A 24,065-nucleotide genomic window follows, 5' to 3' on the forward strand; every position below is an offset into this window, starting at 1 on the left:
CGTCCGCAGGCACCACTGGCTGCTCCTTCTCGCCCCTCGCCGGATGGCTTCGGCCCCCGCCCGACCGCATCGACTGCTCCGCTCGGCCCCACCACTGCCGGCCCACGAGCCTGGGGTCCGGCGCGAAGGGTGTTCACCGGTCGACAGCACCCTGCGCGAACAATCAGCCGCGAAGCCCGCGAGCCGATCCGACCCCAGCGCCGGGCCACACGGCGCCGTGCCCGACAGCAGCCGGCTGTCCACCGCTGCTCCTCCCTGCGCACCACGCAGTAACCACACGCTGGCTCGCCGGCGCCGCCGGAGCTCCTTCCGTCACCCAGCCTCGTACGCTTGTGGACTCTTAACAGGCGCCCCCAGTGTTGGCACTGCGTCAGCCGACTGGCGGGAGGGGAATACGCGTGGTCGGACGGATGGGTGTGGATCAGTTCGTGGTCCGCAGTGTGTCGCGATCGGGCTTCGGGAGCCACCAGTCGGCGCTCGGGGGGCGGTGCCAGTGGTGGGTCCGGGCGTAGGTGTGGATGAGTTCCAGGGCGTGGTTGAGGGCGCGGTGTGCCGTGGTGGTGTTCCAGACGGCGTGCCAGGGGTAGAGCGGGACGGGGTCGGTGAGGGGCCGGGCGGTGAGGCCGTCGGGGAGGTGCGCGGAGGTGCGGCCGAAGGCCGGGTGGCGGAGGGCTTGGACGGCGGCCAGAGCGGAGGTGCGGCCGTGACCGCGTACGTGTGTCACCACCTTCAGGCCGAAGGCGGCGACGGCTTGGTCGACCCAGTCCTGCCACTCGGCGGACTCGTCCGCTGAGTGGATCAGGAGCGGGTGATCGGCGAGGGCGGCGAGGGGGACCTCGTCCCGGTCGGCGAGGGGGTGGTCGGCGGGGATGATCACGCCGATGGGGTCCAGGCCCACGGGCATGGTGGCGAGGGCGGCTCCGAGGGGGCGGCCGAGGCCGAAGGTGCGGCCGAAGGCGACGTCGAGGTCGCCGGTGAGGAGGCGGGGCAGTGCTGCGGCCATGCCGTGGCTCTGGAGCACCTCGAACGGCAGGTCGGGGGCCTGGGTGCGCAGGTGATGGACGAGGAGCGTGGAGGGAAGGCCCTCGGCGACGACGTCGATGCGCAGGGGCGTGCAGGTGTGGGTGATCTCGTTGACCAAACGTTCGGCGTCGACGAGGAGGCATCGGCCGCGTTCGGCGAAGGTCTCGCCGGCGGGGGTGAGGGCGACGTGGCGGCGGTCGCGGGTGAACAGCGGGACGCCGAGTCGCTTCTCCAGGGTTCTGATCTGGGCGGAGAGGGTCTGCTGGGCGATGGTGAGCCGGTCCGCGGCCCGGCCGAAGTGGAGTTCGTCGGCCAGGGTGACGGCATAGCGCACCTGGCGCAGGTCGAGGTCCACAAATCCCCACCGTAACAGTCTGAGGCTGTCACGTGTCCGATGATCGGTGTTGGACCGGCGGCACGTTGTGGTTGTTCACTCGTGGAGTGAAAGGTGCCGGAGGGCGCAAACCAAAGGCGTCGTCCAGCATTTGATCGCTGCATCAAAGGCTGGTGACGTGGCGAGCCAGTGGCCGCGCATACCTACCGGCCCCGCGAGCTGCGGTGGGCGTTCGGGGCTGCGTCGCCGCCGTGCCTGGCACGGGTGTGGCAGGGCGGGGCCTCTTGCCGGCCCGACCGCCACACCACGCTTACCTCTCACTCGCCCACCGGATGGGGCGCTTGGCGTTTGCCGGCGCCCATGGAGGAGTCGCTGTATGTTCGCGAAGCACGTTCAGGGCCGGATCTCCCACCAGGCCCATGCCCGGGTGCCTCAGGGCACCTTCGAGGAGCACCACGGCCGTCAGGGGTTCGAGGGGGACGTCTCTCAGCTCTACCACGCCCACCCGACCACGGACTGGCTGCGAGTGGAGGGCCCGATCCGGCCGCGGGGCATCCGGCTCACCGACGTTCCCGCCGCCGATGAGCACGACGAGCGCGCCCTGCCGACGCCGCTGATGTTCAACGAGGACATCACGGTCTCGGTGTCGAAGCGCGCGGCGCCGATGCCTTACTACTTCCGCAACACCGACGGCGACACCCTGTTGCTGGTCCAGTCGGGCAGTGGCACCCTCGTCACCGACTACGGCACCCTCGCGTACGGGCCGCTGGAGTACCTGGTGATCCCCAAGGGCACCAACTACCGGATCGCCCCCGACCCCGAGGCCGAGCAGCACGTCACCTACGTGGTGGAGACACGGGAGCCGATCACGCTCCCCGAGCGGGGGCTGCTGGGGCACTTCCTGCCCTTCGACCGCGGCGTCCTCGACGTGCCCAGGCTCGACACCGGCATCACCGTCCCCTCCGCGCAGAACCCGGCCGGCGAGTGGGAGGTGCTCGTCCAGCGCGCGGGCGAACTGTCATCGATCTTCTACGCCTTCGACCCCGCCGACGTGGAGGGCTGGACCGGCACCCTGGCCCCCTTCCGGCTACGCCTGGCGGACCTCCGCCCGCTCGCCTGCGAACGCCTTGAAATGCCGCCGGTGGCACACGCCACCTTCCAGGCCGGGCAAAACTGGTTCGTCACCATGGCACCCCGGCCCACCCAGACCGCGGACGACGCGGACAAGGCGCAGCCGGCCCATCGCAACGTCGACTACGACGAGCTGTTCGTCTTCCTCGGCACTGGCGACGGCGGCCAGGCCGGTCCGCCGGCGGGGCTGGCGAGCGTCACACCGGCCGGAATGAACCACGGCCCCGACCAGGTCCGCCACGCCAACCCGCGCACCCGGCTGCCGTTCTACGTCTGGAACGTCGACACCGTCCGCCCCCTGCGCTACACCGAAGCCTTCGAAGCCGTCGAGATACCCGACTTCGCCCGCCACGAGAGCTACCGCGGCTGACCCACGATGACCGACTGTCACTCCCCCACAGACACGCGGGCAGCGCGCCGCCGCCTACGCGATGCGCAACGTCGCCGACCACGCCGCGCTCGACACTGCTCGCGCCCGTGCCGGCAACGACGCCGAGGGGCTCGTCACCGCGGCCGGCGAGCTTCTTGCTACCAGTCGGCGTGGAACCGCACTCGGGAGCTGGTTGGCGGGTTCTCCGTGCAGGCGGTCAGCTCGACGCCCGGCTCGTGGCGGGCGACACCGAGGTCTGCCTTCTGCCTCGGCCTCGACTGGCCCTGTGTGGTTCTTCCGGATCAGGCGATGGTGCCCACTGCGGCGAGGTCGAGAGCGATGTCGGTGATCATGTCTTCCTGACCGCCGACCAGCCCGCGGCGACCGACCTCGATGAGGATGGCGCGGGCGTCGACGCCGTAGCGGTGGTCGGCCGTATCGGCATGGCGCAGGAAGCTGGAGTACACGCCCGCGTAGCCGAGGGTGAGGGTCTCGCGGCCCACCCGCACCTCGCGGTCCTGGAGGGGGCGTACGACGTCGTCGGCGGCGTCCATCAGGGGGAACAGGTCGCAGCCGTGCTCCCAGCCTGTCAGTTCGGCGACCGCGACGAACGCCTCCAGGGGACAGTTGCCCGCTCCGGCTCCCTGGCCGGCGAGGGAGGCGTCGACGCGGGTGACGCCGTTCTCGACGGCGACGACCGAGTTGGCCACCCCCTGCCCGAGGTTGTGGTGGGCGTGGATTCCCAGTTCGGTGGACGGGTCGAGGACGTCGCGGTAGGCGCGGACGCGGTCGCGTACGCCGTCCATGGTGAGGTGGCCGCCCGAGTCGGTGACATAGACGCAGTTCGCGCCGTAGGACTCCATCAACCCGGCCTGCCGGGCCAGTTCGGCGGGTTCGGCCATGTGGGACATCATCAGGAAGCCGGCCACGTCCATGCCCAGGTCGCGGGCGGCGGCGATGTGCTGGGCGGAGACGTCGGCCTCGGTGCAGTGCGTGGCGACGCGCACCGAGCGGATGCCGAGGGCGTGCGCTCGGCGCAGGTCGTGCACGGTGCCGACGCCGGGCAGGAGCAGGGTGGTGGGCACCGCGTGGGTCACCGCGCCGCAGACGGCCTCGATCCACTCCCAGTCCGTGTGGGCGCCGACGCCGTAGGTGATGCCGGAGCCGGACAGACCGTCGCCGTGGGCGATCTCGACCGCGGCGACTCCGGCGGCGTCGAGTGCGGCGGCGATGGTGCGGGCCTGTTCGACGGTGTAGCGGTGGCGGACGGCGTGCATGCCGTCCCTGAGGGTCACGTCCTGCACATACAGGGTGTTCGACTGGGGCGCGGTCATGGGGAAACCACCTTCGTGGTGCGGTGGGCGGCCATGCGCTCGGCGGTGCGCAGGGCGGCCGAGGTCATGATGTCGAGGTTGCCGGCGTAGGCGGGCAGATAGTGGGCGGCGCCCTCCACTTCGAGGAACACCGACACCTTGGCGGCCCGGCCGGACCGGGAGCCGGCCGGGAGATGGGAGCGCAGGGGGCTGTCGGTGGCGACGCGTTCGAACTGCACCTTCTGCTTGAGGCGATAGCCGGGGACGTACCTCTGGACGCGCGCGACCATCTCCTCCACGGATGCGGTCACGGCGGCGTCGTCGCAGTCACCGACGACGCAGTGCACGGTGTCCCGCATGATGAGCGGCGGTTCGGCGGAGTTGATGACCATGACGGCCTTGCCGCGGGCCGCGCCGCCGACCTGCTCGAGGGCCGACGAGGTGGTCTCGACGAATTCGTCGATGTTGGCCCGCGTGCCGGGGCCCGCCGAGCGGGAGGAGAGGGAGGCAACGATCTCCGCGTAGTGGACCGGGGTCACGGCGGCGACGGCGGCCACGACGGGGATGGTGGCCTGCCCGCCGCAGGTGACCATGTTGACGTTGGGCGCGTTCAGATGGGCGTCGCCGTCCACCGGCGAGACCACATACGGGCCGAGCGCGGCGGGGGTGAGGTCGACGACCGTGCGGCCCAGGGTGCGCAGGACCTCGTCGTGGCGATGGTGCGCGCCGGCGGAGGTGGCGTCGAAGACGAGGGACACGTCCGCGAACTCGTCCAGCCGGTCGCGGAAAGCACGCCGATCTTCCTGCCGCTCGCACCAGCTCCCGCCCGGCTTGGTCCGCGACGGCGAACTCGGTGCAGCGTTGGCAGGCGGCCTTGTCGGGCCGGTCCCTTCACCCGACCCGAGTGGATCAAGCAAGGCGGATCTGGGTCATCGGGTCGCCCGTGTCGAGGTAGAGGCAGGAGTTCGGCTTGAGGGCACGTCGAATGTGCTCGACCGCGGATGGGTACAGCTCGCGGTGGCGGCCGTCCAGAGCACCGACGCGGCAGGCGAAAGCCAGATCGAAGAGGCCGGTCCCCTCAGGCAGAGCGAAGTTCTCCACCGCAGCGCAGTGCGTGGAGAGGAGTCCGGCCTCGATCTCGCCGCACAGTGGCGGCGCGTTCTGTCGATCCCGGCCCGGGACCGGTCCAGCACCAGGATGTGGCCGGTGGGAGCGACTCTCCGCGCGACCTCGCGTGCGGCGGCCCCAGGTGCACCACCGATCTCCAGCACCCGCAACCCCGGCTCCAGCGGGAGAACGTCGACGACCCGGCGCAGCCGCTCCGACAAACCATCAGACATTCGCTGACCACTTCATCGCTGCGGGGACCTTTCCGCTGATTCGCCTCTTCCGATCTCTCCGTATCGGACACGCAGGGTACGGAGAATTGGCGGCCACGCCCCGAACGATCTCAGCCCAGAAAGCTCAGCCGCACCTGGCGGTGGGGGTTGTCCTTGTTGGTGTCCGCGAGGCTCCGTAAAGACAACCTCACCGTAGCTGACCTGCTCAGTGCCAGACTCAGCATCAGGACTGGCTACCCGGCCTGAACGACAATCGTGGCCTCGGCCTGGTCGCTCGGGTGATTCTGGGATCCCCCCATAGGGCAGTACGTGTGACGTCAGGACGGCATCCGATGCGGACATCCGCGTGGGCAGGAAGTGACTCGGGCCGCCTGGCCGCACGTGTTACAAGCTGGGCAGATGGACTGGCTGGTGCGATCTGGAGCCCAGCATGGGACCGCCAGGAAGGCGCCGCCGACGCGGCGGTCAAGGTCAAGCTCGGAGGCACCGGCAGGCGCAAGGCCGTCTGGGTCGAGCAACGGGAAGGTGTGGCCACAGGCCAGGCAGCAGCGAAGCTCCCACCGGGTGCGGCATGCGGAGCAGGTCGCGGCGAACAGGCCCTCCTCACGAGGTTCGAACACAGTCCGGCGCTGCTCTCCGGTCTTGGCACACACCGGGCACACTTCGAGAAACTCGGTCGCGGTGGCTGCGTCTTCCAACTCCGCACATACGGCGCGCAGCCGCTGGGCTTCGTGCTCTGCTGCGTGGCCGCCGCCACGGCGGCGGCCCCTGCCCCCTCTCAACAGTGTGGAAAGCCGGTCCAGCTCCTCCGGACGCGGGGCACGCACGACCGCGACACCGTCAGGGCGCGGTTCAAGCCAGTCGCAGTCCGCGAGAGAGCGCCGCTCGCCTGCCGGTACGGCGACAGTGTGGGGGTAGTGGCGCGCGTCGGCGCCCAAGGTGGCCCACTGGATGGCCCGCACCAGTCGGCTCACGCTGAAAATGTCCAGTGGGGACAGGGGAACAACATCGGCACGCTGCTCAGGCGTATCGCCGTTGCCGTGCCCGATCCGATATGCGGCCTTGGCGACGTCGGGTTCCGCATTCTGGAGTACGCCTGGATAGACGATGAGGTCGTTGCCGCACTCGGCAGACGGCCGGTTTCGGCAGACGTCCGCGATCGACGCAGTGGCCGCGGCCTCATCAGGGGCTGTGCACAGGTCGGTCGTGATAGGCACGACGCGCAGCACATGTCGCGCACGCCAGTGGAGGGTGAAGTGGTCACCGGATTCGGACCAGGTGACCGTCAATGGTGCGCCCCGCATGCGGAAGCGCATGGTGCGGCCAGGGGCAGGTGTCGGCTGGTCGGCATCCGGCGCTGCTTGGAGCAGCTTGAGGGCAAGGAACAGCAGGAGACCGGTGAATCGTTCGAAGGCGACACGGAATTCCTGTCGGCGGAGGGCCGTTTCGGGCGCACCGGCTCGCACGGCCTCGATCGCGGTACAGGCTTGCCAGAGCAGGGCCACCCTCCGGTAATGCGGGTCGCTGCTCAGCAGATTGGTCGGGTGCAGATCGCGGGGTGGTGTGGAACGGTGGTCGACCGCGCGGGCCAGCGGCGAGCTCAGCATGATTTCCACTGCCGCGAGGGACGATTCGAGTGTGCGGAGGCGCAACTCCGCAGCCGCCTGGTGCCTAGTGGAGTCCTCGACGTTTCGCAGCAGTCCGGTGAGGTCCCGTCGGGCCCGCCAAGAACTCTCCTCGGAGGACATCAGCAGACCATGGACATCGCCCACCATCCTGCTCAGATCCCTCAGCTTGGCGATCCGCTGCTGTAGATGCGACCGCATGACGTTGAGGACGGCGACAGCGACCCGGTTCTCGTAGATGTCTGCGTCCTCCTCGCTGCGCCGGGCCAGCAGACGGCGGGGTCGGACGCCTGCGAGCGTGTGCGAGACCCAGTCCTCCGGACGAGCGGCCAGACGTGCCGCCGCGCCGGCGGCGATGGAGCGCACACGGGACGTGGGCAGCATCTCCTCCACCGTGCGCAGCCGCGTATACGGGTGATGACACACGGTACGCAGCGCACCAGTTTCACGTTCGAAGACGTCTTCCAGCGGCAGTGCTTCTGTCTCGTCGGAGACGTCGAGGATGATCGGCGGCATAGCCAGCCAGTCATCGAGCGTGCTGGCCTCCTCGGCGAGACGGGCCGACAACGCCAGCAGATGCCGGACGGGCAGGGAGTCGGGATCCGGCTCGGTCGCTTGCCGGTTCATCGCCGACCACGCGAGCGGATCTCGTCGTCCAGCAGCCGTTGTGTCGACGCGGGTTCGTGCTCGCTGTCAAACCGCAGCAGGCTTTCTACAAGGTCGGTGCGCAGCGTGTCGAGGGTGTCGGCATGGATGTCGTACCGTCCCCGGATGGAGCGCAGGATGCGCGTGGCCAGCAGATGGTCCAGAGCCTCTCCGGGACTGCCCTTGGCGGCGACGGCCACGGGAGCGAACTCGTTGATCTGCAATTCCAGCCGGTTGCCCCAGCCAATGCGCATGTCCTCCGCGAGGCGACTGCGCCAGTGGGTGTCAAGGAAGTCGATGATGTCGCCGGCTTGCGCACCATAGGTGGCCTGCGCTTCGGTGAAGGCATGGGTGAGACCGCGATACCCGAGAGGTTCCGGCAGCGCGGTCGCCATCTCCGGAAGCTCCGGGTGCTGCCAGGGCAGTTCCAGGACGAAGGCCCGGTCGTAGGTCTTGTCGGCGAAGCCGACGGTCGTCTCGTCGTGGTTGGCGGTTCCGATGAACCAGACATTGTCCGGAACTGCGATGTGGGTGCCGTCGATCAGCAGGTCGGGAGGGTTTCTGACCGGCGCCGTGGTCAACGTCAGTCTGGACCGGTCCTTGATCGCGAGTGCGGAGAGTACCCCGCTGAAGTACTGCTCGGGATGGGAGAGGTTCATCTCGTCGAGGACGATGAAGAAGGGCCGGTCTTTGAAGGCGGGGCATTGGGCGCGGTACAGAGCCTTGGTGAAATCGGATTCGTAGAAGATCCGATCAAAGCTGTTGTAGTAGCCCATGAGGTCCTGCGGGTCACGCCAGCCGGCCTGGACGGGGACCACGGCGACACTGGTGTCACTTCCGAAGGCGGTGGCGAGTGCACGGGCCAGGCCGGTCTTGCCGATACCGCTGATGCCCTGGAAAAGGTGGAGGCGGCTCATCGCCATGCCTGCCAGGACCAGGCGCAGGTCCGACAGACCATAGGAGAGGCCTGCTTTCTGGCAGATGACCGACTGCATCTGACGCACGAGTTCGGACAGCTCCGGCGTGCGCGCGTCGGACGGCCATGGCGTGCCGAGTTCCCGGTCCATGTGTGAGCAGGCTGGGAAGGCGTGGCCCTCCTTGCCTGCATCGGCTGTGGCCTTGAGCTTGGCCGCCTCCTCATTGAGCAGTTGCTGGAGTTGGCTGTTAGCAGCGCGCAGCCAGTTGTTGGATTCCAGGTAGTTCTGGCGTTCGTTGACCGCTATGCGATCGCGTTGCAGAGCGGACTCCAGTTCTCCGCGTTCCCTCACCAGTTCTTCATTGCCGGCGGCGAGCTGAATCACCTGCTGCCGCAGTTGCTCAAGCACGCGCGCGTCAGCGCGTGGTGCGGTGGCGTTCTCCTCCAGCAGACGAGCGTTCTCTGCGCGAAGTTCGGCCATGCGCTCGACGGCCTGACCCAGGGTCATGCCGCCGAGAGAGGCCAGTGCGCTGTCGTATTCGGCGAGTCGAGCGCTCAGGCGCTCTTTGCCTTCGGTGACGGCGGCCAGCCTGCGCTGGTCCTCTTCCATCTGCTGGAGTAGTTGGTCGGTGCGGCTTGTCACCTCGCGCTCGATTCGTTCCGCGCGGCCGGCTTGCTGCTCCTTGAGCGCGGCTTTGAGCTCGGTGACGTCCTCACGTTCATCCGCCAGCCTGAGCTGTGTGGAACGCAGGTCCCTTTCCCACTGGGTAAGTTCACTCTCACGTTGGTCCAGGGCCGCCTGCGCATCGGTCAGGCGACGTTGTGCCTCGCTCCACCGGGTCTGCCATGCCTGGCGTTCGGTGTCGAGTGCGTCGACTGTCGTCCGGCGCTGGTCCGCCAGCCAGGTTTCCAGTTCGCGGCCCGCCTCTGCACGGCGTTGGGCGAGCTGTGCGTCTGCCGCTTGCTCGCGGCCGGAAAGGTCACGCTCTTTGCGGTCAAGGAGCTCCGTGCGGTCGTCGAGTGCTGCGCGCTGTTCCTGCAGGGCCGTGGCCTCCGCGGTTTGAGAGGCGACAGCGGCATCGAGTTCCGCTCGCTCGACACGAAGCCGCTCCCCCTGTCCCGCCAGGGCGTCTACGGCTTCTGCCTGGCGCTTGGCGAGCATGCGGTAGAGCTGCCAAGCCTGTCCGAGCCCAGAAGCGGCGCTGTCGGGCTCGTCACCCGCGGCAAGAACCACCTGGGCCTCGGCCGCTACCTGCTGTATCTCCGTCAGCAGCGCCGCGGTGCCATCCTTCTCTTTCGGACCGTCCAGACCGGTGGTGGCTGCCGCCGAAGCTGGCGGACGAGCGCGGGGGACCGCGCTGCGCTCGGAAGCCGCCTGCTGGCCCGGCCACACCGTTCCCTTTGCCTTACCACGCGTACGTGGCCTCTTCCCCATGGCGTCAGTTCCCCCTCGTGCTCGCTGTGGATCGGCCGCCGCTCAGATTGAGCAAGTGGCGGGCTGCTTCGTAGGCGAGAGTCCTCATGTGTGCCAGCTCGTCGGAGGCTGGGGCGTCGGTCGGTCCGTGCGTCGCGTTGTTGCGCAGAATCCGAGACCGGTCGAGATCATCCAGGAGCGTGGGGCGCTGCCGGATGAACGTGGCGAATGGATGCTGCTGGTTCTCTCCGGCCGCCCAGACAGCCTTGATGACGTCCCCGAACACGCCGTTTTTCGGACCAGCGCAGTGTCGGCGCATCTCCGGAGGCACGGAGGTGGCGCCCAAACGTTGCGCGATCAGCACAAACGAGCGCTGGCGCACCCCTGGCACTGTGGATGTCGGCAGCCGGGCAGGGAACTTCTCGTTGAGTCCGGGAAGTATGCACTCGAAGACGCGGATCGCGTTGCGAACGGCGTGCTCGCGCTCCCGCGCAGTGTCTTTGACCAGCGACAACTCGATGTCCGCGAGATGAGTGAACACCTCCGGGTGATCCCTGATTCCCTCGCCGAGAATGCGCACGACCTCGACGCGGGCGTCCTGGGCGAGTTCTCGGTCGACGCTGCGTGCGGCGGCGGTCCGATCGCGGCGGCTCTTCCCCATCAACTCGTCGATCAGCCGGCACAACTGCTCGTCGCCCTCGGTACGGGCGGCCAGCAGGTCGGCGAAGAATCGCCCGTCGTCAGTTGCCGCGAACGGGTCTGCAACGGTCCACATGCGGCCAGAACCGTCGTGGCCCTCGACCACACAACACACCAGGTAGGCCGGATTTGCAGTGCTGTGGAATCCGATCCGCCGAGCCGCCACCGCGGTGTTGTCCTGCGCTCGGGAAGCCCCGCGGATACCCCGAGTCGCCAGATCGTGGCTTCTGCACGCGGCGAGAACGTCACGTTCCGACGGGCGCATCGAAGAACCGCTGGCCCGGAGCGTCAACGCGCTAACCTCCCGGGAAGCGCCGGCGGTGCCGAACTGGATGGTGACCCAGCGGCCTCGGTGCGCCCGAAGGTCTGCGCGTACCGGATCGGAGATCAAGATCCGAGGCAACAGGGACCCGGTGGTCGGGTCCTGGAACACGCGCACCAGCCGAGGCTCCGTCTCCGCCACTTCTCCCTCGGCCACGGTCCGTCGTCCCGCCTCGGTCAGCTTCAGTCCGGGTTCCATCAGCTGCCCCTCGACGAGCCGGGCCATCACGGTGCGGCACAGGGCGGTGTCCAGACCGATGAGCTGGGACAGGTCGCCGATATCCCGGACTCCGGCAGCGCACAGGCGCAGCACCACGGTCTGGAAGACGTCCAGCGTGCGGGAGTAGCCCGTCGGCGCGGTCACCTGGTGAACCCACACGGGCAGCAGAACGGGCCGATACCGTTGCCGAAGTGGTGGGAAGGCCAGCTGGAAGACCGGGGTCTCACGGTCGAATGACACGGCCGTCCACCCCCTTCCGGCACAGTTCCAGGAATGCGGCGAGAGGCTTGACCGCCTCCGGGCTTCCCGGCCCGAACATGTCGTCGTCGCCGACCACGGCAAGTAGTCGCTGCTGGCGGCTCATCGCCACGCACAGTCGGTTGGCGACGGTCAGGTGCCCGTAGGCGCGCTTCGCGTCGGTTCGTGCGGCCGGTGCGCAGCTGCGTACCGTGGACAGGTAGGTGACAGAGAACTCCATCCCCTGGAAGGCGTCGACGGTACCGACCCGCAATCGGTCGAGCGGTGCGCCGTCCTCGTCGCGGCAGAGCCGGGGCACCGGACGCCAGCCGCCCGCATCGGTGAATTCGGCGAGGCCTGCCTTCTTCAGTTCCTTCCAGACCTCGGTGACCTGTGCCGCGTAGAACGAAATGACTCCGAAGGTCATCCGTGGGTACCGCCCGATCAGCGCTGCTATCTCCGCTGCGATGGCAGCGGCCTCGGCATGACGCGCCCGACTTGTGCCCCGTTGTGCTTCGCCGCCGGCGGACAGCGGCACGGGGAGCCAAACTGCGGGGACCTCCCCATAACGGTCGATCCCGTGGACGAACTCGACCGCTTCACGGCCATTGCGCAGGTCTCCGCCGTAAAAGTTGTCGCTGACGAAGCTGCCGAGTACCGGATGCATGCGGAACTGCGTGTCGAGGCGGACGAACCGGGAGTGCCGATCGGACGAGCCGTGCTCCCACTGCCGGGCCAGTCGCTGGAACAGGCTTTCCTGCAACCGGTCGCGGACGTCGTCGCCCAAGGAGCTCAGTTCGCGCTCCACGTCGGGTTCGAGCATGTGGGGAAGCTGGGCGTGGTCCCCGACCAGCACGATCCGGCGGCGGGCCTGGGCAAGGGGGATGAGCAGATCCAGCGGGTTGGCTCGCGCCGCCTCGTCGACGACGACCGACTCGAACCCGTCCTGGCGGCTGACATCGATCATGCTTTTGGAAACGGACTGCTGGCAGGTAGAGGCGAGCGAGACGGTGTAGGCGCGAAGGGTGGCGTCGACTCCTTCCGGATCGCTGCGCAGATCATCCCGATACTCGAGCAGCGCCGCCGCTATGGCGTCGGGTGACCGGGTCACCGCCTCCGCGAGGTGTGCGGCGAGCCGGTCGAGGAGGTCGACGATCGCGGGGTCGGCCACTGTGACCTCCGGCAACCGGATGCGCGCAGTGAGACGGTCGAGCAGGTCGTCGCGCAACACGGCAAGCGGGTCGAGCAGTTCGGGTGAAGGCGAAGTGGCACGGGCCGCGGCACGCAGCGGCTCCTGGTACGAGATGCCGTCCAGCAGCGGGCTGTCGGCGAGTTCGAGCCGGGTCAGCAGCGCTCTGGCCGTGCGTGGCCCGTCGTCCTGGAATCCGGTCGGCGTGCACCGCAGCGACCGGACGTACGGCAGGAGGTGCGCGCGGATCTCGGAGTCGGCCACGGCGGCGGCCCGGCTGCGATGCCTCTCGGCTCTGTCCCGGTGGCCGCGGACCTCCCTGACCAGTGACGATTCAGCGATGTCGCCGAGCTGGCTGAGCACCTGATCGAGGAATTGCGGCAGGAACTCCGGCGGAACCGGTGCCACGCGGTAGGTGGCGGCCAACTCGGCGGCAGCTCGCTTCGCTGCCAGATGACGTCCGGCCGGGCGCTCACGCAGCCGTAAGTCAGCGGCACCAGCTGCCTCGATCCGCCAGGCGTCCAGCGCGACCGTGCTGCCCCGGCCGCGGGAATCCACCTTCAGCGGAGGCAGCCCGAAAACCCAGCCACGCGTGACCAGATGGTCCACCGCCGCATGCTGGAAACTCGTCAGCAGGGTGCTTCCGGCTACGACTCCGCCCTCGGCCAGGTCACCCAGCTGGTTGACCAGAGCAGCGATCACCTGCGTCTTTCCGGTACCCGGCGGTCCATGAATGATCGCCACGTCAGGGGTGTTGAGGGCGATGAGCACTGCTTCCCGCTGCGCCGGGGTCGGCCCATGGGGAGCGAAACAGTTGAGTGCGGAACGGGAGAGCTTCGTGATCTGTCGTCGTGCCGGCTGCGGCCAGGAACCACCTTCCAACAGAGTCGGCAGCGCCGGAATATGCGTCCCATCGGTGCGCAACTTCTGCATGGCCTTCTCGCGCCTGTCGAGTCGACGCTGGCCACCACGATGTGCCAAGTAGAGCCACCCCTGAGGCGGTGGGTCCTGCTGGTCGTTGAGGGTTGCGGCCAGCCGGAGGATCTCGGTGACGCTGTCGTATCCGAGCGGTTCACCGACCCAGGCCCGCACCTTATGCGCGCGGGAAGCGACCAACCACTCCCCGTCGGTCATCGCCGTGTCCGTCACTGAGGCCGGAACCTGTTCCGCCGCCTCTATCTCGACGCGCTCGACCGCTGCCGTGTGCTCCAGGACGGCTCGGGTGCGGGGCAACGCCCGGTTGAGGTGCACCGTGAAGGCGTAGCGGCCATCGGACTCGACCTTGACGTCGGTGTAGCGAATGGTTCCGAAGTCGCGGATGCGTCCCCTGATGTGGCGAGCCTCCAGTTCCTGGTATCTGGCCCACATGGTCAGGTAACTGTTCTGGCTGGCCACCAGGTCGAGTCCCCGCTGGATTCGCTCCCGGTCGCGCTGCCTGGCGGTCATATCGCGAAACTCGATGGACCCGACGGCCAGGGCCTTCTGACCGGTGCCATCCTGATCGTGGACCGAGCTGAGCAGGCGGACGATGCGGTATCCAGCACTGTGTTTCTCGACGTCGGCCATGAGCCTGGGTCCGTGCACGCGAAAGCCAGCCTCAAGACTTCCGGCTGGTCCGGCTGAAACTACCATGCGCCTGGCGTCCGCGGGAGCCCCGGGGCGCGGGCCCAGGAAGAGCTCTCGTCCCATGAATTCCATGACCGAACCGACGTTGACGGTATCCGCCCGGTCGGCATACTTCGAGACGTCCTCCAGAACGGCGTCATTGACATCGAGCAGCAGTCCGGAACTGAGCGGCACGGCGAGCCGTGTGGCGGGTGCGTAGCGGTGCACCCGCAAGGTGAACGGTTCATCGGCGCCCGACGCCGACGGATTCGGCTTGCCGGCGCGAGACCGGTGTGGCGTGACGGCCGCAGGCGGCTTCAGCTGGACCGGGTGAGCGGTGACCGCCACACAGCTGGGTCCGGCCGCCTCGACGTCGTCGAGTTTCCGTTGGTCTTCGGCAGTTGCTGGCGTGATGCCGATGGTGGCGGAGTCGGTGACCAGGTCGAGTTGGCCGGTGGGCCGACGATAGAGGCGGACCTCGCTGCCGTCAGGAAGTTTCTGGCCGGCGAACCCCTGCGGCACCCGATGCCAGCGGAATGATACGAAGACGGGCTCGCCGGGCATGCTGGCCGGCATGGCCGGTTCCTTGGGACGAAAGCTCACTTAGGCGCCTCCACGGCCATCAAGCGCACCCAGCGGTGGATGACACCCCGCCTCCCGAAGTGGAGCGTCCACGTGCGGCCGTCCACCGGTACGGTTGCCTGGCTTCCCTGGCCGATCTCCCGCCATGGCCGCCCGTCCTGATGGTCCAGCCAGAGGCTGTTGCGTGACAGGTTCAGCACGGTTGCGTCCCGCCCATGGTGGTGTAGTTGAGCGACCACCGCGTCGGGCCGATCCGGGGCAGCGGAGGTATGCCGGGCCGCCAGTGCTGTCGTGGCACCGGAACGCAGCACGGTGAAGTCGGGCAGCGGCACCTCTGACAGCTCCATACCGGGGACGCCGTCGCTGCTGCCCGACAGGCTCTCCGGTTCGGTACCTACCGGAGCTGTCAGCCCGTGGCGCAGCACCCAGATTCGCTCTCCGGGCTTCCGGCACCGGAGGCAGGAGGGCGCGCCGGCACGGTAGGTCCACCCGCACTCCGGGCACACGAAGGTCTGCCCCGCCGCGGAGTGCAGCGCCGCGGCCCACCGGGCGGCAGGCGGCCGGAGCAGAGGGTTGGCAACGGCGTCCACGAAGCACTGGGTGGCCAGGTCCCACAGCTGACGGGACAGCAGTTCCTGGCGGGGCGTGATGCCCAGCGTGCACTCGTTGGTGTGGTCGGTTGGGTGGTCGATCCAGGGAAGGCGAAAGCGGTCTGCGTACTCCTGTTGATAGTCGGGGTCGGCGTCCAGGACGTCATCGCCTCGAAACGGGTGGCTCGCCGTGAGGGTCTCGAATATCAGCACGCCAAGTGCGTGCGCGTCAGCCAGCGTGGTGGCCCCGCTGCGCCCGGACACGATCTCTGGTGCCCCGTATCCTGGGGTGTGGACCGGCGCGGATTCGACTGCCGAGATCAGACCGAGATTGTCCACATCGATGAGTCGGATCTCCTGCTGCTCGGGGGCGGCAGACACCAGAACGTTCGACGGCGACAGGTCCTGGTACACAATGGCGCGCGCATGGAGCCGGGCGACGGCGTCTGCGAGTTTGGCCAGCAGCCGCAGTCGGCGTTCCAGTCCTCCGGTGCGCAGATACCAGGCCGCCAAGTCCTCCTCGTCAGGGACACACAGTGCGTCCAACGGGACCATCTCGTCGGCCAGTTCCATCACATAGCCCAGCTTCGGCGGGCGGAGCAGAGCGAGTACGCTGGCCAACGGGATACCTTCCAGCGGAAGGCGCTGGATACGGCGCAGCCGAGCGTGCACGGCCGCTGCCGCTTGCTGACTCGGAGCAGTGATCATCTTGACGGCGGTGCGTCCGCCTCGGGCCAGCCACACCTCTCCCTGGCCGCCGGCTCCAATCGAGTGCGTCAGTGACCATAGTTGGTAGTACTCGTCCTCGACAGGCCGCAGGAGACCGCCGAGATCCCAGTGCGATGCCACTGGTGGGTTTCCTCTCGCCGCGTGCTTCCGTCGGCTCAGGCGCCGAAGTCGGACAGATCCTCGGGGCTCAGCACCGGCGTCCGGTCCGGGCGAGTGCTCTGCGCGCGCTGGGTGACCGTGACCGTGACCCAGCGGAAGTACTGCTGAATGCGTCCGACATCCTGGGCTTCGAACACGCCGTTGGCCTCGTCGCTGACGAAACGGCGCAGCACGGCCTTCGCCTGCTCGGTCATGTCCGGACCGATCGCAATCGCCAGCCGGGTGGCGTTGGAGCCCTTCGGCGAGTCGAGCAAACGCTCCAGGGCCTCTTCCCACTCATCGGTGGGCATCCCGTCGGACACGAGAACAAGCGTGGGAGAAAAGGCCCGAACCGGGACGACCGACTCGTCGTGCAGGACCGAGTCAGCGAGTCCGAGGGCCGCGCCGAGCGGGGTGCCGCCTCGGGCCTCCATATCGGTCCAGGAAGCCTCGACTGCGGGCACCAGTTCCTGGTGCAATTCGGCTCGACCCTGACTGAACGCGATCACTCCGACGTGGATGACCCCTCGCCCGATATCAGCCGTCGCAAAGTCCCCAAGCATGCGGCGGATGCACTCGTTGAGCACATCGATCTTCTCCCGCGGCTCCCCCATACTTCCGCTGACGTCTGCCAGCACGAGTACCGGTAACGGACGCGCCTTAGCGGCCATGAAACGCGGCGCGGCACCCACGACATCCCCCCATCGTCCTCACCGCACTGGCAGCTCCACGTAGCTGCGCCTGGCTGCGGCAAGGCCATTTCTGACGCTGAGGCAGCCAAGGTACTAAAATCCAGGAGTCTGAGAGGGCCAAATCGCTCAAGGGCTACTCAGAAGCGCTCCCCCTGCCGATCGCGTCGGCGCGATCCCCCGACTGCGCGGAGCTCCGGTCGGGAGTCAGCTGGGGCATCCGCCAAATCCTCTCGGCAGAGGCACAGTTGACGACGAGCTCCTGGCACGGCGTCGTCAGAGCGCCAGGTGGCGGGCGAGGACGGTCAGCACGGCCCGGGGCTTGGTTTCGCCGGATCGCGGTGGGGTGATGTTGTGCTTTCGCAGGCCTTGTTCGAGCAGCCTCTCGGCCTCGGCCGCTTCAGCCGTGCTCGTACGCACCGATACCTCTAGGAAGCGCAGGTCCTTGGCGATCCACTCCTCGATGGCCACGGGACGGGGCAGTGTGTCCCAGTCCTGCTTCCACTTGACGGCGTACACCGGGCCAAGCGCCCTCAGGTCCATGAGGTCGCCCTTCTTCAACCCGCCGGCGTCCTCCAAGAGCTCACGGTGCGGCTTGACGAGGATGTGGTCCAGCGCTCCGCTCCCGGGCCTGACCACAGACTCGACGAGCTTCGCCTCGACCTTCCGGTCGGCCTGCAGCGAGGCGGACAGTACGGGCGTGAAGGCGGGACCCGTTCGGTCCTCCTCGATCGTGAACTCCCATCCCTCCTCGTCATTCTTGCGGTCCTGCTGCCAGCCGGGCTGCAATGGGGGGCACGGCCGCAGTTTGGCGATCATGTCCGTTTCGCGCTTGGATCCGTGGTCCTCGTCGTCCAGACGCAGGGGCAGGATGACCCCGCGGTCGAGGAAAGGCAGCGAGACGCCGTCGCCGCCCTTCCTTGGGCTGTCCCAGAAGTAGATGGTGCGGCCGCGGCCCTCGCCAGCGTGGAGCTCAAGCGCACAGGCCGCCTTCCGGGCCTCGCCTCCGGAAAAGCTGATCTTGATTTCCGCGGCTGTAGCAGTTGGGGTCTGTGTCATGGTGCCGTTATCGCACGACGCACGGCACCGTGCACCGTACGTCACCGGCCCGATCGAAGATCATTCCCGTCCAGTCGACGGATGGCGCCGCCTATTCGCCTTCCCGCGGCACGTGCCGCGGGTGCGGCCAGCACGCGGTCCATCAAAATCTGCGCCTGGTTCATATGGACGTCGTGGACGCCATTACCGGGCCGGAAGTAGAACACCTTGCCGGCGGTCGCTGCCTCGGGACCAACCGCTGCCCGAAGACGTAGAGAGCCACGGGAGGCCGGGTCGAACAGGTTGCCGCGTATAAAGTCCACGCTGGCCTTCCCCGGCTGCGACGGCAGGGCAGTCCATCCGCTGCCGGACGGCGGGAGCAGCTCCGTCACCGGTTGGCGGAAGTCGCCGTCAGCCGGGTAAAGCAGCTCCGACGGGGCCTGCTGGGACCGAACGTGGCCAGGAAGCAGCGCTTGGACCTTGACCACCAGGCTGCTCGCCGTCAGTGCTCGAGATGATGAACATCCGCTGCTTGAATGACTGCCGAGTCGACCACAGACAACATCAATCACTGTCACGCGAGGAAGCTCAACCGCACCTGGCGGTTCGGGTTGTCTACGTTCGTGTCCACCAGGCAGACCGACTGCCAGGTGCCCAGTTCCAGTCGGCCGCTGATGACCGGCAGGGTCGCGTGCGGGGCCACCAGGGCGGGGAGGACGTGGTCGCGGCCGTGGCCGTGGCTGCCGTGCCGGTGCTGCCAGCGGTCGTCGGCCGGCAGCAGGGTGTGGAGGGTGGCGAGGAGGTCGTCGTCGCTGCCCGCGCCGGTTTCGATGACCGCGATGCCGGCCGTGGCATGCGGGACGAAGACGTTGAGCAGACCGTCGCGGCCGCGGGCCGCCTTGCGGAGGAAGCCCTCGCAGGACGCGGTGATGTCGTGGACCGTCTCGGACGATCCGGTGGAGAGGTCGATCAGGCGGGTGGTGAAGGCGTCGGACATGGCTCCATCCTCACTCACCCCGCGGGAAAACGCGTCCGCCTGGCGAGACGGCGATTGACCGTGTCGTACGGGGCTCGCTACCTTCCTCGGCATGTTGCGTTCAGCCCTGCTCACCACGCGCGGTCACATCGACCTGCTGCGGGTGGCTTCCGCGTCCTGTCGCGGTCGCTGACGCCTCGGGCGCGTCGCGGGCACCGTTTCCACCGGTTCGGCGAGTCGGCTTCCCACTCCTGATGTCTGCCGCCCCCGGTGGGCGTTGAGCACAGGGTGGCATCGGCGCTCCGGAGCGGCCCTCATCGGACAAGCCGCAACCCGGTCGGCGTCCCCATCCCCCATGGTGCTCGTATCTCTCCGCCGGGCTGCGGACGACTGCGGCCTCCTCGCCCCCTTCCCCAGTTGCTGTGCCTCCGTCGTGCGCTGATCCGGCGTTACGGGCGCTGAGGCATAGCCATGGGGTGGCCACGCCGTGCCGTTGCCCGTCCCGTTCCCCTGGCTCTCCTCCTCATCGGCTCTTGTCGGCCGCTCCCCCGTCCCCTGTCTCCATGGAGTCCCCCGTGGCCACTGTCACCGCACCGCCGGATATATCACCCATATCAAGAGATCAGCCGGTGGAGCTGGAACCCGTGGTTCCTGCGTCCGGCAGCCGTCGTCCCGTGCCCCGCTGGGTGCGACGGACCGTCGGCCCCGTCGGACTGCTCGTCCTCTGGCAGGTGTTGAGCAGCACCGGAGTCCTGCAGCCCGACATCCTCGCCGCGCCCGGGACCATCGCCTCGGCCGCCGCGGACCTGGTCGCCGACGGGACGCTGCCGTCGGCCATGGCCGTCTCGCTGCAACGGGTCGCCGTGGGGCTGCTCATCGGCGGTGTCGTCGGCACGGGCCTCGCGCTGCTCTCCGGTCTGTCGCGGCTCGGGGAGGATCTGATCGACGCGACCGTGCAGATGCTGCGCACGGTTCCCTGGGTGGGGCTGATCCCGCTGTTCATCATCTGGATGGGCATCGGTGAGGCGCCGAAGATCGCACTGATCGCGCTGGGTGTCGCGTTCCACCTGTATCTCAATGTCTACGCGGGGATCCGCGGGGTGGACGAGCAACTGATCGAGGCCGGAACGTCGCTCGGGCTGTCCCGCGGGGCGCTGATCCGGCACGTGGTGCTCCCGGGGGCGCTGCCCGGCGCGATGACCGGGCTGCGCTACTCGCTGGCGACCGCATGGCTCGCCCTGGTCTTCGGTGAGCAGGTCAACGCCGATGACGGCATCGGCTTCCTGATGAACCGGGCCCGGGAGTTCTTCCAGACCGATGTGATCGTCGTCTGCCTGGTCGTCTACGCCTTCCTCGGCCTCACCGCCGACATCGTCGTCCGCACTCTCGAAAGGCTGCTGCTGCAATGGCGACCCAGCTTCACGGGCCGGTGACCCGCACCGCGACCGGCCGTGCCAGTTCCTCCACCAGGAAGGGTGACGCCCTCGCCGAGGGCCCCGTCAGCCGGACCTCCGACGCCAAGACCTTCGGCACCGAGGCCCCCGTCGCCGAAGGCCCTGATGTCGAAGGCTCCAATGTCGAAGGCCCCAATGCCCAGGCCCCCGACGCCGAAGCCCCCGAAGCCCCCGAAGCCCCCGAAGCCCCCGAAGCCCCCGAAGCCGATGATGCCGATGACGCCGCTCTCAGGGACGCCGCGCCCGGTAACAGTGCCGCCGGTGACAGTGCCCCCGGTGACACCGCTCCCAGTGAGACTGTTTCCCCCGGTGACACCGCTCCCGGTGGAACCGTCTCCCCCGGCGCCGCATCCGAGCGTGCCGCCCCCGAGGACGCCGCCGTGCGGATCGCGGGGCTGAGCCGGTCCTTCGACGGGCGGTCGGTGATCGACGGGCTCGATCTGACGCTGCCGCCCGGGGAGTTCACCGTGCTGCTGGGGCGCAGCGGCTGCGGCAAGAGCACGTTGCTGCGGGTCCTCGCCGGGCTGGACCGGGAGATCGAGGGCGAGGTGCTGGTGCCCCGGCGGCGTGCCGTGGCGTTCCAGGCGCCGCGGCTGATGCCGTGGAAGCGGGTCTGGCGCAATGTGCTGCTCGGCCTGCCGGGGCGTCCCGACCGTGGGGTGGCCGAGCAGGCGCTGGAGGAAGTGGGGCTGGGCGACCGGTCGGGGGCCTGGCCGAAGACGCTCTCCGGGGGTGAGGCCCAGCGGGCCTCGCTCGCTCGGGCGCTGGTCCGGGAGCCCGATCTGCTGCTGCTCGACGAGCCGTTCGGTGCCCTGGACGCGTTGACGCGCATCAAGGCCCAGCAGTTGGTGGCCGAGTTGTGGCAGCGGCGGGGGTGCGCGGTGCTGCTCGTCACCCATGACGTCGAGGAGGCGCTGCTGCTCGCCGACCGGGTGCTGGTCATGCGTGACGGGGCCATCGCCTGGGAGACCCGGGTCGGGTTGGACCGTCCGCGGGCGGTGGGCGGTGCGGAGTTCGCCGCGCTGCGGGCCCGGCTGCTCGCGGAACTCGGCGTCGCGGAGCCCGGGGCTCCCGCCGTCCACGCCGCCTGACGTGCCCCGCCCTGCGCCCCGTCGCTGGCCCCCGGCCGTCGCCGACGTCGACCCCGCCGGCCTCGTTCACGGCCGGCCCCCCTCAACCGAAAGACGCACGATGAAGATTCCGAAGTCCGCGCTGCCCGCTCTGCTGCTCCCGCTGTCCCTGCTGCTGAGCGCCTGCGGCGGCGCCTCGACCGCCGCGGGCGGTGCCGGTGGCGGCGACACCACCGACGGGAAGGGGGACGTCACGCTGAACGTCGGTGACCAGAAGGGCGGGGCCGAAGCGGTGCTGCGGGCGGCCGGCGAGCTGGACGACCTCAAGTACCGGATCACGTGGTCGACGTTCACCTCCGGTCCTCCGCTGCTGGAGGCGGTCAGTGCCGAGGCGGCGGACATCGGCGGGGTGGGCAACACACCCCCGGTGTTCGCGGCCGGGTCGAAGTCGAAGATCAGAATCGTCGGCGCCTCGCACGGCACCACCGACGGCGAAGTGATCGCCGTGCCGAAGGACTCGCCGCTGAAGAAGCCGAAGGACCTCAAGGGGAAGACGGTCGCCGTCGCCCAGGGCAGTTCGGCCCACTTCCAGCTGATCGCCTCCCTCAAGCGGGCCGGGCTGTCCGTGGGGGACGTCAAGATCAGTTATCTGCAGCCGGCGGACGCGCTGGCCGCGTTCAGCCGGGGCAAGGTCGACGCCTGGGCCATCTGGGATCCGTACACCTCGCAGGTGCTGCGGACGGCGGACGCCCGGGTGCTGACCACCGGCAAGGGCGTGTCCAACGGCCTGAACTTCCAGGTCGCCTCCCCGGCCGCGCTGAAGGACCGGAAGAAGTCCGCGGCCATCGCCGACTACCTGAAGCGGCTGCGGCGGGCGCAGAACTGGGTGTTCCGGCACCCCGAGGCGTGGGCGAAGGTCTGGGCGAAGGAGACCGGCCTGCCGTACGGGGTGGCGCTGGACTCGGTCGAGCGCACCAACGGGACCCGGGTGACGGTGGCGGTCGACAAGCCGGCCGTGGCCTCCGAGCAGAAGATCGCCGACACCTTCGCCGCGCTGAAGCTGATTCCGCGGCGCTTCTCCTTCGCCGACTACGTCGACACCCGCTACAACCGCGGCCTCCCCGCGTCCTCCACCCAGCCCCGCAGCTACGGAAAGGCCCCGCGATGACGGTCCATCTGCACTGGTTCCTGCCCACCGGAGGTGACGGGCGGACGCTCGTCGACCGGCACGCTTACACCGACGGCGGGATCAAACGGTCCCGGATCACCCCGGTGAGCGGCGTCCGGGCTCCCGACATCGACTATCTCGCGCAGATCGCCAAGGCCGCGGAGCGGCTGGGGTTCGAGGCGGTGCTGACGCCGACCGGTACGTGGTGCGAGGACGCCTGGCTGACCACGGCCGCGCTGGCGCAGCACACCGAGCGGCTGAAGTTCCTGGTGGCGTTCCGGCCCGGGGTGATCTCGCCGGTGCTGGCCGCCCAGATGGCGGCGACGTACCAGCGGATCACCCGGGGGCGGCTGCTGCTCAATGTGGTGACCGGCGGGGATTCGACCGAGCAGCGACGGTTCGGCGATCACCTGGACCACGACCAGCGGTACGCCCGGACCGCCGAGTTCCTGTCGGTGGTGCGGGGCGCCTGGAGCGGCCGGCCGTTCGACTTCGAGGGCGAGCACTACCGGGTGGAGGGCGGGCTGACGGCGCTGCCGCCGGACCCGCTGCCGGAGATCTTCTTCGGTGGTTCGTCCGCCGCGGCCGGTCCGGTCGCGGCCGGGCACGCCGATGTGTACCTGACCTGGGGCGAGCCCCCGGAGCTGGTGCGGCAGAAGATCGACTGGATCCGGGGGCTGGCGGAGGAGCGGGGGCGGACGGTGCGCTTCGGCATCCGGCTGCACACCATCAGCCGGGATTCGTCGCGCGAGGCGTGGGCCACCGCGGACCGGCTGCTCGACGATCTCGCCCCGGAGACGGTCGCCGCCGCCCAGCAGGCGCTCGGGCGCAGCGAGTCGGTGGGCCAGCAGCGGATGCTGGCGCTGCACGGCGGGTCGCGCGACGAGCTGGAGATCTCGCCCAATCTGTGGGCCGGGGTCGGACTGGTGCGCGGCGGCGCGGGCACGGCGCTGGTGGGCAGCCACGCGGAGGTCGCGGACCGGATCGAGGAGTACCACGTGCTCGGTGTCGATCACTTCGTGCTGTCCGGCTATCCGCATCTGGAGGAGGCGTACTGGTTCGGTGAGGGGGTGACGCCGGAGCTGGCGGCGCGTGGTCTGCTCGCGGCGCCGCCGTCTCCGCTGGAGCGGGTTCCGGCGGCGAACGGGCGTCCGGCGTCGGCACCCGGCGGGGCTCCGTTGCTGGTGGCGGGGGGTCGCTGAGCCGTTCCGGCCGGACCGGGAAGGATCCGCCAGCGCCCCGGGTTAGT

General features: G+C 69.0%; 18 protein-coding genes and 1 pseudogene. 6 read left to right on the top strand and 13 right to left on the bottom strand.

All coding sequences use genetic code 11. The annotated features are described in order from the left end of the window. Positions 1 to 421: 421 nt before the first annotated feature. On the bottom strand, positions 422 to 1,378 hold the full coding sequence (locus ACFYYR_RS19835) for a LysR family transcriptional regulator (protein WP_388854776.1): 957 nt from the start codon (positions 1,376 to 1,378) through the stop codon (positions 422 to 424). 355 nt (positions 1,379 to 1,733) lie between these two features. Between ACFYYR_RS19835 and ACFYYR_RS19840 the strand changes: the two genes are divergently transcribed. Beyond that, positions 1,734 to 2,858: a homogentisate 1,2-dioxygenase gene (locus ACFYYR_RS19840; RefSeq protein ID WP_388854779.1), complete on the top strand. Its 1,125-nt coding sequence runs from the start codon at positions 1,734 to 1,736 to the stop codon at positions 2,856 to 2,858. A gap of 302 nt (positions 2,859 to 3,160) precedes the next feature. On the opposite strand, the gene dmpG is transcribed toward ACFYYR_RS19840, so the two are convergent. From dmpG to ACFYYR_RS19900, 12 genes and pseudogenes are all read right to left on the bottom strand, one after another. After that, the gene (dmpG, locus tag ACFYYR_RS19845; RefSeq protein ID WP_388854782.1) at positions 3,161 to 4,192 is read right to left on the bottom strand and encodes a 4-hydroxy-2-oxovalerate aldolase; all 1,032 of its coding nucleotides are present in this window, start codon (positions 4,190 to 4,192) and stop codon (positions 3,161 to 3,163) included. Beyond that, a pseudogene (locus tag ACFYYR_RS19850) lies at positions 4,189 to 4,947 on the bottom strand (acetaldehyde dehydrogenase (acetylating)); the annotation flags it as partial. The gene dmpG and the pseudogene ACFYYR_RS19850, both read right to left, overlap by 4 nt. 133 nt (positions 4,948 to 5,080) lie before the next feature. Then, positions 5,081 to 5,272 carry a hypothetical protein gene (locus tag ACFYYR_RS19855; RefSeq protein WP_388854785.1) on the bottom strand — a complete coding sequence of 64 codons (192 nt, stop codon included), beginning with the start codon at positions 5,270 to 5,272 and terminating at the stop codon, positions 5,081 to 5,083. 556 nt (positions 5,273 to 5,828) lie between these two features. Then, entirely contained in the window at positions 5,829 to 7,763 is a 1,935-nt protein-coding gene (locus tag ACFYYR_RS19860) for a DUF2357 domain-containing protein (RefSeq protein WP_388854788.1), read from the bottom strand. After that, complete coding sequence (locus ACFYYR_RS19865) at positions 7,760 to 10,090, bottom strand: hypothetical protein (RefSeq protein WP_388854791.1); 2,331 nt, start codon at positions 10,088 to 10,090, stop codon at positions 7,760 to 7,762. The genes ACFYYR_RS19860 and ACFYYR_RS19865 overlap by 4 nt, the downstream gene beginning before the upstream one ends. Before the next feature lie 46 nt (positions 10,091 to 10,136). Continuing rightward, positions 10,137 to 11,591: a hypothetical protein gene (locus ACFYYR_RS19870; RefSeq protein ID WP_388854794.1), complete on the bottom strand. Its 1,455-nt coding sequence runs from the start codon at positions 11,589 to 11,591 to the stop codon at positions 10,137 to 10,139. Beyond that, on the bottom strand, positions 11,575 to 14,958 hold the full coding sequence (locus tag ACFYYR_RS19875) for a DEAD/DEAH box helicase (protein WP_388854797.1): 3,384 nt from the start codon (positions 14,956 to 14,958) through the stop codon (positions 11,575 to 11,577). Before ACFYYR_RS19875 ends, ACFYYR_RS19870 begins: the two co-directional genes overlap by 17 nt. Before the next feature lie 23 nt (positions 14,959 to 14,981). Beyond that, positions 14,982 to 16,403, bottom strand: coding sequence for a lipopolysaccharide kinase InaA family protein (locus ACFYYR_RS19880; RefSeq protein ID WP_388854800.1), 1,422 nt, complete (start codon positions 16,401 to 16,403; stop codon positions 14,982 to 14,984). 35 nt (positions 16,404 to 16,438) lie between these two features. After that, on the bottom strand, positions 16,439 to 17,113 hold the full coding sequence (locus ACFYYR_RS19885; RefSeq protein WP_388854803.1) for a VWA domain-containing protein: 675 nt from the start codon (positions 17,111 to 17,113) through the stop codon (positions 16,439 to 16,441). A 273-nt stretch (positions 17,114 to 17,386) separates the two neighbouring features. Continuing rightward, positions 17,387 to 18,169 (bottom strand): hypothetical protein, encoded by a 783-nt coding sequence (locus ACFYYR_RS19890; RefSeq protein WP_388854806.1) that lies wholly within the window; start codon positions 18,167 to 18,169, stop codon positions 17,387 to 17,389. A 41-nt stretch (positions 18,170 to 18,210) separates the two neighbouring features. Continuing rightward, positions 18,211 to 18,726, bottom strand: coding sequence for a DUF2278 family protein (locus tag ACFYYR_RS19895; RefSeq protein WP_388854809.1), 516 nt, complete (start codon positions 18,724 to 18,726; stop codon positions 18,211 to 18,213). After that, positions 18,723 to 19,145 (bottom strand): secondary thiamine-phosphate synthase enzyme YjbQ, encoded by a 423-nt coding sequence (locus ACFYYR_RS19900; protein ID WP_388854812.1) that lies wholly within the window; start codon positions 19,143 to 19,145, stop codon positions 18,723 to 18,725. Before ACFYYR_RS19900 ends, ACFYYR_RS19895 begins: the two co-directional genes overlap by 4 nt. Before the next feature lie 91 nt (positions 19,146 to 19,236). Between ACFYYR_RS19900 and ACFYYR_RS19905 the strand changes: the two genes are divergently transcribed. From ACFYYR_RS19905 to ACFYYR_RS19925, 5 genes are all read left to right on the top strand, one after another. Further along, positions 19,237 to 19,317: a putative leader peptide gene (locus tag ACFYYR_RS19905; RefSeq protein ID WP_351509790.1), complete on the top strand. Its 81-nt coding sequence runs from the start codon at positions 19,237 to 19,239 to the stop codon at positions 19,315 to 19,317. Positions 19,318 to 19,687: 370 nt separating this feature from the next. After that, the gene (locus ACFYYR_RS19910) at positions 19,688 to 20,557 is read left to right on the top strand and encodes an ABC transporter permease (RefSeq protein WP_388854814.1); all 870 of its coding nucleotides are present in this window, start codon (positions 19,688 to 19,690) and stop codon (positions 20,555 to 20,557) included. A 401-nt stretch (positions 20,558 to 20,958) separates the two neighbouring features. Beyond that, positions 20,959 to 21,669 carry an ABC transporter ATP-binding protein gene (locus ACFYYR_RS19915; RefSeq protein ID WP_388855418.1) on the top strand — a complete coding sequence of 237 codons (711 nt, stop codon included), beginning with the start codon at positions 20,959 to 20,961 and terminating at the stop codon, positions 21,667 to 21,669. A 100-nt stretch (positions 21,670 to 21,769) separates the two neighbouring features. After that, complete coding sequence (locus tag ACFYYR_RS19920; protein WP_388854818.1) at positions 21,770 to 22,816, top strand: ABC transporter substrate-binding protein; 1,047 nt, start codon at positions 21,770 to 21,772, stop codon at positions 22,814 to 22,816. Beyond that, positions 22,813 to 24,018 carry an LLM class flavin-dependent oxidoreductase gene (locus tag ACFYYR_RS19925; protein WP_388854821.1) on the top strand — a complete coding sequence of 402 codons (1,206 nt, stop codon included), beginning with the start codon at positions 22,813 to 22,815 and terminating at the stop codon, positions 24,016 to 24,018. The genes ACFYYR_RS19920 and ACFYYR_RS19925 overlap by 4 nt, the downstream gene beginning before the upstream one ends. Positions 24,019 to 24,065: the final 47 nt, after the last annotated feature.

This window comes from Streptomyces sp. NPDC001922 (genome assembly GCF_042891165.1).
GTDB lineage: Bacteria > Actinomycetota > Actinomycetes > Streptomycetales > Streptomycetaceae > Streptomyces.